This window comes from Sphingomonas sp. Leaf4 (genome assembly GCF_920939515.1).
In the GTDB taxonomy this organism is placed as follows: Bacteria; Pseudomonadota; Alphaproteobacteria; order Sphingomonadales; family Sphingomonadaceae; genus Sphingomonas.
In genome coordinates this window covers 218,000-231,655 of record NZ_CAKLBB010000001.1, presented here as the reverse complement: position 1 = coordinate 231,655, position 13,656 = coordinate 218,000, and the positions used below count along the sequence as shown (strand labels likewise).

Sequence of the window (13,656 nt, the reverse complement as noted above, 5' to 3'; positions counted from 1 at the left end):
AAGGCAGCGTTGCTTCCCACCTCTATACATATGATGTCTTATGTTTAGACAGGTTGCAAGACTGTGTTTTACGCGGAGAAGTTTCAGTGATCCCATCCCCCGCCACTGTCGACCGCCGGTTCGTCCTGTCCGCCGCCTGTGCGACGCTGCTGGCCGCCGGTCTTGCCGATCAGGCGCAGGCGGTCGCCGCCGGCGTGGTCGAGGACGTCCGCCGCCATGGCGCGCGCGGCAACGGCACCACGATCGACAGCCCGGCGATCAACCGCGCGATCGCCGCCGCCGCGCGGCGCGGCGGCGGGACCGTCGTGGTGCCCGCCGGACGCTATCTGTGCTTCACGCTGCGGCTGCGCGACAATATCGCGCTGGTCCTGTCGGCGGGCGCGACGATCGTCGCCGCCGATCCCGCCGTCCATGGCGCGCACTACGACCCGCCCGAAAATTATCTGGAGGAACAGTTTCAGGATTTCGGCATCACCCATGTCCACAACAGCCTGATCCGGGGCGACGGGCTGCGCAACGTCGCGATCCTCGGCCCCGGCATGATCCACGGACCGGGACTGGACCGGGAAGGCCCCGGCGACCGCTGGCACGGCCGCGCCGGGTTCCGCTCGGCCGCCGCCCTCGGCGTGTCGCCGCGCGACCTGGCACTACGCGACCCGGCGGAACGCCATGCGGTCGGCCGCGCGAACAAGGCGATCGGCCTGATGCGCTGCCACGGCGTCCGCCTCGACGGGTTCACCATCCTTCAGGGCGGGCATTTCGCGGTCATCGCGCACGGCTGCACCAATATGCAGATCACCGGGCTGGTGATCGATACCGACCGCGACGGCATCGACATCGATGCCTGCCGCGACGTGCGCATCCTGAACTGCACGGTGAATGCACCCAAGGACGACGCGATCGTCCTCAAGAGCAGTTACGCGCTGGGCCGGGCGGTGCCGTGCGAGGATATTCTGATCTCGGGCTGCAAGACCAGCGGCCATGCGATGGGGTCGCTGCTCGACGGCAGCTATCGCCGCTCCGACTATCGATCGCCCGATGGCCTCGGCGTGCTGGGGCGGATCAAGCTGGGGACCGAGAGCAATGGCGGCTTTCACGGCGTGCGGATCAGCGACTGTATCTGCACCAACAGCCGGGGAATATTGATGGGCATCGTCGATGGCGGGACGCTGGAGGATGTGACGGTATCGGGCATCGTCCTGCGCGATCCGGTCAACCACCCGCTGTTCGTCCATCACGCGGCGCGGATGCGGGGCCCGCGCGGCACCCCGATCGGCCGCGTCCGCCGCATCCGGTTCGAGGATATTGCCATCGCGGGGGCGGACCCGCGCTTCGCCTGCGGCGTCGAGGGGATCGCCGACGCCCCGGTCGAGGACGTGACGTTTAGCGGGCTGGACATCGCCACCCGCGGCGGCGGCAGCGCCGAGGACGCCCGGCGAATCCCGCCCTATCGTCGCGAAACCAGCCTTGAGGTCAGCTATCTCGGCACCCTGCCCGCCGCCGGCCTCTATGCCCGCCATGCCCGGCGGCTGACGATCCGCGAGATCACGCTGCGCACCGACCTGCCCGACCAGCGCCCGGTGATCGCGCTGCGTCAGGTGGCAGGGGCGAATATCGACGGCATCGCTTCGCCGATGCGGCGCGATGCCGTGGTCAACGCCCTCGACAGCCGGAACGTCGCGCTGGGCGACAGCATGACGTTCGACGATCGATCCTGAGCAACCCATCCCCGTCCCGGCACCGGCCGGGACGGGGATACGGATCAGAAGCGCACCCGCACACCCGCCGAAACGCGGCGGCCGGTCTGGCGATATTCCTTCGTGCGGTTCTCGCTCACCGAATAGATGAATTCCTTGGCGCTGTTCAGGTTGATCGCATCGGCGAACACCGTGAAGTGCGATCCGACGTCATAGGACAGGCTGAGGTCGAGTTGGCCATAGGCATCGAAATACTCCGGCTCGCCGTTGCGGCCCGAGGCGACCTGAAGGAAATTGTCGCGATAGGTGTACGCCGCCCGCGCGGAAATGCCGTATTTCTCGTAGAAGCCAACGAGGCTGTACGAATATTTGGACAGCCCCTCCAGCCCGAACGACACGTTGGCGACGGTGTTGGTATAGTTCGCGTCGGACTCGGTATAGTTGAAGCTCGTCTGCACGCCCAGTCCGTCGAACGGTGCCGGCAGCCAGTTGTCGAACGACTGGCGATAGCCGACCTCGAACCCCTTGACCTTGGCGCCGTTGCCATTGCCCGGCACCGTCACCTGAAACGATACCTGGTCGACCACCTGCGCCGTCGTCACCAGCGTCACGAACGATTCGATGTCCTTGTAGAACACGGCGGCGTTCAGCAGCGAATTGGGGGCGAAATACCATTCCGCGCCCAGTTCGGCCTGCTTGGCGCGGAACGGTTGCAGGTCGGGATTGCCGCGCCGGATCGTCTCGTTGCCCGGGTTCGTCTGGATCGTCTGGCGCGGCGACAGGTCGGACAGCGTCGGGCGGGTGATGACCTTAGACGCCGCGAAGCGCAGCAGCAGCCGTTCGGTCAGCGACAGGCGGGCGTTGATCGACGGCAGCCAGTCGTCGTATTTCCCGCGGAAGCCGACCGGGACGACCGGCGACACGGTGATGATGTTCTGTCCCGCGCCATTGGGCCGCGCGCTCAACACGGTGCGCGACGCGCCGGTCGAGGTATAATCGGTATTCTCGTAGCGCAGCCCGACGTTGATCGCGAGCGGCATGTCGCCGATCCGCGTGTCGAGCGCCCCCATGACATAGCCAATGCGCACCTTCTCATCGACCACCGACGACGCGGCGGGGGAGAAGACCGCCGGGTTGAACGTGCGGCCATCCTCGGCGGCGAACCGGTCGATCGTCTGCACCAGCTCGCGCGGGTTGTAGATCAGCCAGTCGCGGATGATGTCGCCGCCCTCGCCCTTGAAGAAATCGCGGTTCGTCGGCTGGAACAGCGATTGCGGCAGCACGCGGTTGGAGTCGCAATAGGCGCATTGTTCGGCGAACGAGGTTTCGTCGGCGGTGATCGTCTTGATCCGGCTCTGCGCCAATGCGCCGACCGACAGCGTGAACGGCCCGTTACCCGGCTTCCAGTCGACGTCGGCGCGATATTCCTCGATCTCGTCGTCGATGTCGGACCCGCCGCCCCAGATGTAATAATGCGCGGTGATCCCCTGCGGATTGGTCGCGGCATTGGCATAGGTCGGGCTGCTGAACGCATATTGATAGATCGGGCTGCCGCCGCGCCGGTCGAACGACAGGTTGACGTTCTTGCGCCGGATGGTGGTGAACAGATTGTTCTCCTTGCCCCGGCGGCGCGCGTCGGACAGCGACCCGTCGAGCCGGACGCGCAGGGCGTCGGTCGGCTTCCAGTCGACGTTGATGCCGAACTGGTCGGTGGTCACGTCGCGGTCGTCATACTGGATGATCTGGTCGACGAAGCCGCCGGTATAGCGCTGGAACACCGCCTCGCCGCCTTCGACCACCTGTTCGGCAAGGATGCCACCGGCGAAGTCATAGGCGAGGCCGGTCTGCTGCTCGACGAACCGTGCCTTGGAATACAGGCCGTCGATCGTGACCGTGAACTTGTCGCTCGGCCGCATCTGCACCGATGCGTTGACGCCCCAGCGGGTCAGCTCGCGTTCGAAAAAGAATGGCGATAGGTTCGAGGGCATCGACACCCGCGAGAAAGGTGCGACTCCCGCGCCGATCCGGCCACCGCGCACCCCCGCCAGATTATAATAGGAATCGGTGCTGGAGCGGCGGACATGGCCCGCGCCGATCGTGAATTCGTCGATCCGGTTTTCCTGCTTGGAATAGACGCCCGCCAGCGCCACGCCAAAGGTGCCGGCATCGTTCTTCCAACTGCCGACCGCCGACACTTCGGGATTATAGGTGTCGGCCAGTTCCGAATACATGCCGCCGGCCGATCCGGCGAACTTGAAGCCGCGCTTGCCGTCCAGCGGGCGCAGCGTGCGGACGTCGACCGTCGCGCCGATCGAGGCGCCGTTGATGTTGGCCTGCGGCGATTTGTAGACGTCGGCGCCCGAGATGATCTCGGACGGCAGCACGTCGAACGAGAATTCGCGGCCGTTGTTGTCGGTGGCGAGTGTGCGGCCGTTGACGGTGACGGCGTTGAACTTCGGCCCAAAGCCGCGGACGGTGACGAACCGCCCTTCGCCGCGATTGCGCTCGATCGTGACGCCGCTGACGCGCTGGAGCGATTCGGCGACATTGTTGTCGGGCAGCTTGCCCAAGTCTTCGGCGACGATCGAATCGACCACGCCCACCGAATTGCGCTTGATGTCGATCGCGGCACGTTCGGCGGCGCGGATGCCGGTGACGACGATGTCCTCGGGCTGGCTGGTTTCGCCATCACCGGCGGGGCTGGTGACGGGCACCGGATCGACGGTCTGCGCAGCGGCGGTGCCGCCCAGAACGAGCGCGCTGAGCGCAGGAGCCGCCAACAGGCAGGTACGCAAACGACGGGCCGATAACGCCATGATAACCCTCTCCCTTTTTTCTTTGCCCGCTTTGACCACGAAATAGCATCAGTGTCAAATGATGATAATACGTATTACCTTTAGCGGACCGACTTGATGGGGAGGACGCACAATGCCGATCCGAACACGAACAGGATCGCGGCGATGAAGATGGTGCGGTAATCGCCGCCGGTCAGCCCGAGCAGCGTGGCGGCCATCACCGGGCTGATGATCTGCGGAATGTTGACGGCGGTGGTCAGCACGCCGAGGTCGCGCCCCTCGTCGCCCAGCGCGCTTTGCGGCAGCACCTGTGTCATCAGCGCGATGTCGATCGACATGAACATGCCGTAGCCGACCCCGATGACGGCGGCGTAGATCCACATGCCGGTCATCGACGGCAGGGCCAGCGGGGCGACCATCGCGCAGCCCATGATGAGACTGCCGAGGATCACGAACGGCTTGCGCCGCTGCATCCGGTCCGACAGCCACCCCGACAGCAGCGACGACGCGACCAGACAGACCAGCGTGACGATCGCCATGTTGGCGATGGCGATGTTCGATTCACCATCGCCCAGCCGGATATAGTCGCGCAGGATATAGAGCAGATAGGCCGCGACCCCCTGATACCCCATGTAGATCGTGAACCGGCTGAGGAAGGCCCAGGCAAAGTCGGGGTGTTTGGCGGGGCTGATCCAGAAGCCGCGCACGAACTCGCCCCAGCGGATCGGGCGATGCGGCGCGCGCGCGCTCGACGGTTCGCGATTGAGCAGGACGAACGCCAGCCCGGATACCGCCACGGCGGCGGCGAACAGGCCGTAGGCCAGCACCGCCTGCCCCGCGAGATAGCCCGCGACGACCGTGCCGGCGGTCAGTCCCGCGGTCATCCCTGCGCCGACGATGCCCGACACGTTGCCGCGCCCTTCGGGAGCGAAGCGGTCGGCGATCAGCGTCGTCATCGCCGGCTGCATCGCATTATAGGCGACGGCAGCCATCACCCACAGCACGATCAGCGACCAGAAGCTGGTCATCAGCGACACGCCGAACAGCGCCAGCGATCCGAACAGCGATCCGATCGCGATCCACGGCGCGCGCCGGCCCCAGCGGCTGCGCGTCCGGTCGGACAGCGCGCCCGCGATCGGCGTGGCCAGCGTCGAGAAGATCGAGGTGACGGCGAACAGCAGCGCGAGGTTGTTCGCCTTGTTCCCCGCGTCCAATTCCGCGATCTGGTTGGGCAGCAGCACGCCGAGGACGCCGCTGTACAGCGCCATCAACAGGAAGAAATTGACCATCAGCGAAAGCTGTAACCGGCGTCGCGCACCGCCGGTGACATAGGCAGGTGGCGGCGGGGCCGACGGCGCGACCGGCAAGGTCAACGAACCATCTCCGTATCGGGAACCAGCCGCAGTCCGGCCTCGCGCGGGCGGCGGTGCGGGCCACCGTTGGCGCTCCAGCTCCCATCCGCCCGGTCGCGCGCGATCCGTGCCTCGTCGACGACGATGCCGAGGCCGGGCCGGTCGCCCAGCACGATGCCGCCGTCGGCGATGTCCTGATCGATGTCGAGGCCGGCGGGCCATTGCAGGTCCTGCACCTCGATCCCGATCATGTTCGGCACCGCCGCCGCCGCATGCGCGATGGGGTTGCCGTCATAGCCGACCGGCGACACCGGCAGGTCGCGGACATGCGCGGCGATGGCGACGCGCTGGAAATGGGTGATCCCCCACACGCTGCCCGCCTGCACCACATCGACCGCGCGCGCATCGAGCAGCGGCGCGAACTGTTCCAGCCCGGTCAGATTCTCGCCGGTCGCCACCGCGCAGCGCGCCGCGCGCGACACCGCGGCCAGCCCGTGCGTGTCCCAGCGGCGGACCGGTTCCTCGATCCACGTCAGGTCGATGCCGGCCGCCTCGATCTCGGCCAGATGGCGGACCGCCTGCTTGCAGTTCCAGCTTTCGTTGACATCGAGCATCAGCGCGGGCGCGACGCTGTTGCCGGCCATGATCGTGCGGACGTGCTTCAACCGGCGAATATCGCGCGCGAGGTCGCGGCCGCCCTTGATCTTGGCGGCGCTGAACCCGCGTTCGGCGAAGCGCGCGTACAGCGCGGCGAACCCGTCGTCGTCCAGCCCATAGCACAGCCCCGAGGCATAGCCGCGCACGAACCGGTCGGCGGCACCCAGCGTGCGCCACAGCGGCTCGTCCGCCATCTTCGCCTTCAGGTCCCACAACGCCATGTCGATCGCGGCGACCGCGCCATAGGTCAGCCCGGCATGGCCGCTCTTGAACACGTGCGAAAGCATGCTGTCGTACAGCGCGGGCGCGGCGCGCGGGTCCTGCCCCTCCACCGCGCCGAACACGCGGGCGATGTCGGCATGCTGGCCCAGCCCCACCCCCTCCAGCCCGCCATCGGTTTCGAGGATCAGGATCGGCACGTCGGTGACGCCGGATGCGACCACGCCGTTCACATCGCCGACCGGGCGTCCCCAATCATGCGAAGTGACAAGGCTGCGATAGCCAGTTACTTTCATCCACGCCCTCCCCCAAGCCGACAGACCGACCTGTGGCAGACAAACATATTACGTATTATCTTTGAGCTTGGCAAGGCGTTGACGAAGCCGTGCCGGCCGGGCCACCTGTGCCATCCTGTCCACTCCATTGTGCAACGAGACGCGACACCCATGACCGACATCCTGCCTGCGGAATCGCTGCGTATCCGCCGTCGCCCCCGTCTTGCCGAAGCGGTGGTCGAGGATCTGGTGAAGGCGATCGTGACCGAAACCTATCCGGCCGGCACCGCGCTGCCGCCCGAGGGGATGCTGGGCGAGATGTACGGCGTCAGCCGCACGGTGATCCGCGAAGCGACGATGGCGCTGACCGAAAAGGGGCTGGTGGTATCGCAACAGGGTCGCGGCACGATCGTCCGCGATTCCGGCGCGTGGGGCATGCTCGACCCGATGATTCTCGGCGCGTTGTTCCAGCGGGAGGACGGGCTGGCCTATCTCGACAATCTGTCGGAGATCCGCTCGCTGCTCGAAGGAGCGATGGCCGCCAAGGCCGCCGCCCGCCGCACGCCCGAGGCGATCGAGGAACTGACCGGACAGATGGCCAAGCTGGAACGGCTGATCCCGCACCCCGCCGCCTATGTGCATGAGGATGTGGCGTTCCACGACATCGTGATGCGGATTTCGGGCGACAAGCTGAGCAAGGCGGTGATCGACGGCGTGCAGGCCGAGGCGCTGCGCAACCATGGCTATAGCGGCAAGCTCAACGTCGAGCATGTCCGCGAAACCCATGCCGCGCATGAGGCGATCTATGACGCGATCGTGCGCGGCGATGCCGAGGGGGCATCGCGGGCGATGCGCGATCATATCGAAACGTCGTGGGCCCGCCGCCGTGCCGCGCGCAAGCCGCGCCGCTAAGAGGTCGTAATGCGCATCTTCGACTCGCATGTCCATTTCTGGCGGATCGGCGGTCCGGGGCAGAGTTGGCCTGACGCCGACTGGCCGGCGCTGCACCGCGATTTCCTGCCCCCCGATCTGCATGCGGAGGCAACGGGACTGACCCTGACCGGCTGCGTGCTGGTGCAGTCGCAGCCCGACGATCGCGATACCGACTGGATGCTGAGCCTCGACGATCGCTCGATCCGGGGCATCGTCGGCTGGGTCGACCTGTCGGCGGCGGATGCGCCGGAGCGGATCGCCACCCTTGCCCGCGATCCCCGGCTGCGCGGGTTGCGACCGATGTTGCAGGGGATCGCCGACCCCGAATGGATGTTGCGCGCCGACCTCGCACCCGCGATCGAGGCGATGATCGCGCACGGCCTGCGCTTCGACGCGCTGGTCGAGCCACGGCATCTGCCCATTCTTCACCGGTTCGCAACGCGCTGGCCCGCGCTGTCGATCGTCATCGACCATGGCGCGAAGCCATATGCGGCACGGGGCGAACTCGACCCGTGGCGCGCCGACATCGCCGCGCTTTCGACGTTGCCGAACCTGTGGTGCAAGCTGTCGGGTCTGCGCACCGAACAGGCGGCGGGACAGCCTCACGCCGCGCTTCGCCCCTATGTGTCACATCTGGTGGCGTGTTTCGGCGACCGGCTGATGTGGGGCAGCGACTGGCCGGTGCTGCGCCATGCCGGCGACCGCTATGCCGACTGGATCGCCGCGACGATCGACCTGATCGGCCCGACCACGCCCGACCGGCTCGCAAGACTGTTCGAGGGAGCCGCACGCGAGTTTTACGCCATTGACGTATGACGTATGATGTTCTTTAGCGGACGGAACGTCGGTTGGAGCGCATCATGGTCGATTTCGGTACGATGGGGCCTTTGGGGTTCGGCGCGGCGTCGATCGGCAATCTGTATCGCGCGGTCGCCGATGGCGACGCCGCCGCGACGCTGCGCACCGCATGGGATGCCGGGCTGCGCTACATCGACACCGCACCGCATTACGGCTTCGGCCTGAGCGAGAAGCGCGTCGGCGATGCGTTGGCCGACCTCGATCCGCAAGCACGGGCGATCGTCTCGACCAAGGTCGGACGGCGGCTCGATCCGGTGGCGCCGGGCACCGACCTGTCGGTGGCGCGTCAGGCGTTCGTGACGCCCGAACCGTTCGAAAGCGTGTTCGACTACAGCTATGACGCGGTGATGCGATCCTATGATGACAGCCGGATACGGCTGCGGCGCGACCGGATCGACATCCTCTATGTCCATGATCTGGGTGCGATGGCGCATGGCAGCGATCACCCCCGCCGCTTCGCCGAGTTCATGGAGGGCGGATACCGCGCGCTGCGCGAACTGCGCGACGGTGGCGCGGTGGGCGCGATCGGGCTGGGCGTCAACGAAACGCGGGTGTGCGAGGAGGTGCTGGCGGTCGGCGAGATCGACGTGGTGCTGCTCGCCGGGCGCTACACGCTGCTCGAACAGGACGCGCTCGAAACCTTCCTGCCATTGTGCGAGGCGCGCGACGTAAAGGTGGTGCTGGGCGGTCCGTATAATTCCGGCATTCTCGCCAAGGGCGTGCGCCACGGCGGCGAGGTCCATTACGATTACCAGCCCGCCCCACCTGAGATCATCGCGCGTGTCGGCGCGATCGAGGATCTGTGCGTGGCGCATGGCGTGCCGCTGGCCGCCGCCGCGCTGCAACTGCCGCTGGCGCACGCTCAGGTCGTGTCGGTCATCCCCGGCATGGCCAGCCCGCAGCAGGTGACGCAGGCCGCCGCGCTGATCGACATCGCGATCCCGCCCGCGCTGTGGCGCGACCTGAAGGACCATGGCCTGATCCGGGCCGACACCCCCGTTCCTCTGTAACGAAAGACCCCATCCGATGCGCCTTGCAGGCAAGACCGCCGTCATCACCGCCGCCGCCCAGGGCATCGGCCGCGCCGCCGCCGAACTGTTCGCCGCCGAAGGCGCGCGGGTGATCGCCGCCGACATCAACGCCGACGCGCTCGCCACGCTGACGGGGTGCGAGACGATGACACTCGACCTGCGCGACGCGGCGGCGATCGCCGCGTTCGGCGAACGGGTGGGCGCGGTCGACATCCTGTTCAACTGCGCGGGGTTCGTCCATGCCGGCACGATCCTGACGACCGACGAGGCGGATTTCGACGTCTCGTTCGATCTGAACGTCCGCTCGGCCTATCGCATGATCCGCGCCTTCCTGCCGGCGATGATCGCGCAAGGGAGCGGATCGATCGTCAACATGGCGTCGGTGGCGGGATCGATCATCGCGGTGCCCAACCGCTTCGTCTACGGCGCGTCGAAGGCGGCGGTGATCGGCCTCACCAAATCGGTCGCGCAGGATTTCGTCGGACAGGGCATCCGCTGCAACGCGATCTGCCCCGGCACGGTGCAGTCGCCGTCGCTCGACGAGCGGCTGGCCGCCACCGGCGACGCCGACAAGGCGCGCGCCGAGTTCGTCGCGCGGCAACCGATGGGCCGCATCGGCGCCGCGCGCGAGATCGCCGAACTGGCGCTGTATCTCGCCAGCGACGCATCGTCCTACACCACCGGCACCGCGCAGGTGATCGACGGCGGCTGGACCAACGCATGACGACGCGCATCTGCCTCGCGCTCGACCTTGTCGACGATGCCGCGCTGATCGCCGAATATGAACATTGGCACCGGGTCGGCAATACCGACCCGGCGGTGACGCGGTCGATCCGTGCCGCCGGCATCGCCGACATGCAGATCTGGCGCGCGGGCAACCGGCTGTTCATGGTGATCGAGGCGGAGGAACGCTACGATCCGGCGGCAAAGGCCGCCGCCGATGCCGCCGATCCGGCGGTCGTCGCCTGGGTCGCAAAGATGCTGCGCTTCCAGCAGCCGATCCCGGCGGCCGGCCCTAATGGTACGTGGTTTCCGATGGACCGTATCTTCGCGCTGGGCGATCACCCGGCGAACTGACGGACAAGGGGGGCGGCGCCCCCCCGGTCCTACTGCGCGACGACGTCGATCGCCGAGACGATCGCCTCACCCACCACCCCGGTGAACTCCAGCGACAATCGTCCGCCGACCGATATGGCCGGCAGCACCACCGTCGTCGCCCGCAGCCCGCCCCCGGCGCGGGCCGCCACGTCGATCCGCTCGATCGCACCACCGCCGGCCTTGACCGTGAACACGCGCCTGCCCGGTGCCGTCTCGACCGGATCGAACAGGTGCAGCGTCACGCGGTAGCGTCCGTCGGGCAGCGGCAGCGCGTAGCGGAACGCCTTGCCCGCGCGCCAACTGGCGTACAGCCGAGGCTCGGCCGCGCCGACGACGACCTTGGGTGCCTTGCGGGTCTGATCGGCGGCATAGAGTTCGCGCTGATAGGGGTTGAGCGTGTGGCCCAGCCCGCCAGCGAAGAAATCGTCCGATCCGTAGCGGGTGCCATCGGCCAGCGTCACCCCCTCCAGCGTACCGGTACGGACATGGATCGCGCGCGCGGGGCCGCCGTAGCGCAGCGTCATGGCGTCGCGCTGTCCCCCCGCCGTCGCGACCACCGCATTCTCGCCTAGCGACAGCCGCACGTCCGGCCACCGGCACACGCTGTCACCGCACGTCGCGCTGCCGATCGAGCGGCCGTTGACGGTGAGATCGGCGCGCGCGGCGTTGGAATAGGCGCGGATCTCGACCACCGGATAGGCGCGATCGACATAGCGCCGCCCCGCCAGATACAGCACCGGGGCCTTGCTCCATGCCGCCTTGTAGAACCAGTAGGCGTCCTTCCTCACCGCCCGGTCGAACGTCACCAGCCCCTTGGTATTGATGTCGGTGCTGTCGCCTTCCTCGCGCAGATCGCTGGTGGCGTCGAACATCTGCCAGACCCAGGTGCCCCACAGGAAGTCGAGCGGTTTCAGTCCTTTCCACGACAGTTCGTGGACGACCGCCTGCACTTCCTCGGCCTGCGGGCGGTAGATGCTCTCGATCCTGCCGCCATCGACATTGTCGGTGTGCTGGGTGATCGCGCCGCCCGCGCCATATTCGCCGACACCGACCGGCAGCGTCGGGTTCTCGCGGTGATAGCCGCGCATCACCTCGCCCAGCCGCGCGGCATCCGCCACCCGGCCCGACCCATACCAGCCGTAATAGAGATTATAGGCGACCGTATCGGCGGTGCCGGCGGTGCGATCGCGACCGTCGTCGGCTTCGCCGGGCAACACCTCGCAACAGGCGGCGATGGTGGTCGGCCGCGACGGGTCCTCACGCTTGGCCACCGCGTCCAACGCACGCATCAACGGCCGCGCATTCGACGGGGTCAGGCCCTTCGATGCCCAGTTGGTGATTTCGTTGCCGATCGACCAGACCCCGACCGAAGGGTGATTATAGTTCTGCCGGATCAGCTCGACCATCTGCGCCTCAGCGCTGGCCTTCATCGCCGGGGGCGTGTCGGCCACGCCGGGGATCGAGGCGAGGTTCACCAGCCCCAGTTCGGCCCACAACACCATGCCGTTGCGATCCGCCAGTTCGTAGAACGGCGTGGCATGGTTGTAATGCGCCAGCCGCACCGAATTGGCGCCCAGTTCCTCGATCAGCGCCATGTCCTGCGCATGGTCGGCGGCGTTCAATGCCCAGCCCTTCTCCTGCCGGTCCTGATGCCGGTTGACGCCGCGCAGCCGCAGCGGCGTGCCGTTCAGCAGGAACCCCCGGTTCGGATCGACCGCGACGGTGCGCAGCCCCAGCGGCTGTTCGACCCGGTCGACCACGCCCCGCCCGGCGAGTTCGACGACCATGCGATAGAGATAGGGGTCGGCGATGCCGTTCCAGCGGCGCGGGTTTGCGACGGTCAGCGTCACGCGCTGCTCGCTATCCGCGCCGCGCGCCAGCCGCAGCCGTCGGTCGTCGCGGGCTACCGTTCGCCCGGCGGCATCGACGATGCTAGTCCGCAACGTCACCGCGCCCGACCGGCCGTCGTTGCGCAGGCGCGTGCGCACCGCCACCCGCGCCGCGCCATCGTCGAGCGTCACGACGCTGCCATAGACGCCCGGCCCGCCATGATCGAGCAGATCGACATGCACCGGATCGGTTACGATCAGCGACACCGGACGATACAGCCCGCCATACATAAAGAAATCGCCCGAGATGGGCACGATGAACTCGGTCGTGCTGCCCTGCTCCGGCTTGGAATTGTCGACCTTGACGGCAAGCACGTTCTCGCCCGGGCGCAGCGCATCGGTCGCATCGACGCGGAAACGGCTGAACGCGCCTTCGTGCCGCCCCAGCTTGCGGCCGTTGAGCCAGACATCGGCGATGATACTGGCGGCATCGAACTGGAGATAGACGCGCTTGCCCGCGCTTCCGGCCGGGGGCGTGAAGCGCAGGCGATACCAGCCGATGCCGCGCGTCGTGTTCGCATCGGCGCGGCGGGTGAGCGCATAGCTGCCGACGCGGTTCCACGTATGCGGCACCGCCACCCGCTCCCAGCCCGCATCGTCGTGATCGCGCGCGGTCGCATCGCCCGGCACGTCGCCGAGGTGAAAGCGCCAACCCTCACTCAGCGACGTCTCGGTCCGCGCGAACGCCGCAGCGGGCAGCCCCGCCATCAGCAGCAGCATCGCGACCATCAACCACCGCCCCGGCATCATCTTCTCCCGCCTCGCACGCCATTTGACGTATGACGTATTATGACTTACTGACCTAAAGCCATGGAGTTGGCAAGTAAACGGCCGATGATTGCCGGATCGCGA

The 13,656-nt window shown here is 67.3% G+C and carries 10 protein-coding genes; 6 read left to right on the top strand and 4 right to left on the bottom strand.

The window, feature by feature from the left end; translation table 11 throughout:
• The first annotated feature begins 86 nt into the window (after positions 1 to 86).
• On the top strand, positions 87 to 1,718 hold the full coding sequence (locus LRA89_RS01035; protein ID WP_230635695.1) for a rhamnogalacturonidase: 1,632 nt from the start codon (positions 87 to 89) through the stop codon (positions 1,716 to 1,718).
• A gap of 44 nt (positions 1,719 to 1,762) precedes the next feature.
• On the opposite strand, the gene LRA89_RS01030 is transcribed toward LRA89_RS01035, so the two are convergent.
• The 3 genes from LRA89_RS01030 to LRA89_RS01020 form a co-directional block, all read right to left on the bottom strand.
• On the bottom strand, positions 1,763 to 4,513 hold the full coding sequence (locus LRA89_RS01030) for a TonB-dependent receptor (protein WP_230635693.1): 2,751 nt from the start codon (positions 4,511 to 4,513) through the stop codon (positions 1,763 to 1,765).
• 80 nt (positions 4,514 to 4,593) lie between these two features.
• Positions 4,594 to 5,865, bottom strand: coding sequence for an MFS transporter (locus LRA89_RS01025; protein WP_230635691.1), 1,272 nt, complete (start codon positions 5,863 to 5,865; stop codon positions 4,594 to 4,596).
• Complete coding sequence (locus tag LRA89_RS01020) at positions 5,862 to 7,016, bottom strand: mandelate racemase/muconate lactonizing enzyme family protein (protein WP_230635689.1); 1,155 nt, start codon at positions 7,014 to 7,016, stop codon at positions 5,862 to 5,864. Before LRA89_RS01020 ends, LRA89_RS01025 begins: the two co-directional genes overlap by 4 nt.
• Positions 7,017 to 7,166: 150 nt before the next feature.
• On the opposite strand from LRA89_RS01020, the gene LRA89_RS01015 reads away from it, so the two are divergent.
• From LRA89_RS01015 to LRA89_RS00995, 5 genes are read left to right on the top strand one after another with little or no spacing between them, the layout of a single operon-like run.
• On the top strand, positions 7,167 to 7,907 hold the full coding sequence (locus LRA89_RS01015) for a FadR/GntR family transcriptional regulator (protein ID WP_055757829.1): 741 nt from the start codon (positions 7,167 to 7,169) through the stop codon (positions 7,905 to 7,907).
• Between the two features lie 9 nt (positions 7,908 to 7,916).
• A complete protein-coding gene (locus LRA89_RS01010) occupies positions 7,917 to 8,744 on the top strand; it encodes an amidohydrolase family protein (protein ID WP_230635687.1) in 828 nt (275 codons plus the stop codon).
• A gap of 44 nt (positions 8,745 to 8,788) precedes the next feature.
• On the top strand, positions 8,789 to 9,796 hold the full coding sequence (locus tag LRA89_RS01005) for an aldo/keto reductase (RefSeq protein ID WP_230635685.1): 1,008 nt from the start codon (positions 8,789 to 8,791) through the stop codon (positions 9,794 to 9,796).
• A 16-nt stretch (positions 9,797 to 9,812) separates the two neighbouring features.
• Positions 9,813 to 10,541, top strand: a complete 729-nt coding sequence (locus LRA89_RS01000; RefSeq protein WP_230635683.1) for an SDR family oxidoreductase — start codon at positions 9,813 to 9,815, stop codon at positions 10,539 to 10,541.
• Positions 10,538 to 10,894: an L-rhamnose mutarotase gene (locus LRA89_RS00995; RefSeq protein WP_230635681.1), complete on the top strand. Its 357-nt coding sequence runs from the start codon at positions 10,538 to 10,540 to the stop codon at positions 10,892 to 10,894. Before LRA89_RS01000 ends, LRA89_RS00995 begins: the two co-directional genes overlap by 4 nt.
• Positions 10,895 to 10,923: 29 nt before the next feature.
• Here the strand turns inward: LRA89_RS00995 and LRA89_RS00990 are convergent, their stop codons facing one another.
• Positions 10,924 to 13,554 carry a glycoside hydrolase family 2 TIM barrel-domain containing protein gene (locus tag LRA89_RS00990; protein ID WP_230635679.1) on the bottom strand — a complete coding sequence of 877 codons (2,631 nt, stop codon included), beginning with the start codon at positions 13,552 to 13,554 and terminating at the stop codon, positions 10,924 to 10,926.
• Between the last annotated feature and the right edge of the window lie 102 nt (positions 13,555 to 13,656).

What these genes read in the sequence shown, in the direction of transcription:
- LRA89_RS01010 (WP_230635687.1), top strand. Translation starts at nt 7,917, where the DNA reads ATGCGCATCTTCGACTCGCATGTCCATTTCTGGCGGATCGGCGGTCCG.
- LRA89_RS01005 (WP_230635685.1), top strand. Translation starts at nt 8,789, where the DNA reads ATGGTCGATTTCGGTACGATGGGGCCTTTGGGGTTCGGCGCGGCGTCG.
- LRA89_RS01030 (WP_230635693.1), bottom strand. Translation starts at nt 4,513, where the DNA reads ATGGCGTTATCGGCCCGTCGTTTGCGTACCTGCCTGTTGGCGGCTCCT.
- LRA89_RS01000 (WP_230635683.1), top strand. Translation starts at nt 9,813, where the DNA reads ATGCGCCTTGCAGGCAAGACCGCCGTCATCACCGCCGCCGCCCAGGGC.
- LRA89_RS00990 (WP_230635679.1), bottom strand. Translation starts at nt 13,554, where the DNA reads ATGATGCCGGGGCGGTGGTTGATGGTCGCGATGCTGCTGCTGATGGCG.
- LRA89_RS01015 (WP_055757829.1), top strand. Translation starts at nt 7,167, where the DNA reads ATGACCGACATCCTGCCTGCGGAATCGCTGCGTATCCGCCGTCGCCCC.
- LRA89_RS01020 (WP_230635689.1), bottom strand. Translation starts at nt 7,016, where the DNA reads ATGAAAGTAACTGGCTATCGCAGCCTTGTCACTTCGCATGATTGGGGA.
- LRA89_RS00995 (WP_230635681.1), top strand. Translation starts at nt 10,538, where the DNA reads ATGACGACGCGCATCTGCCTCGCGCTCGACCTTGTCGACGATGCCGCG.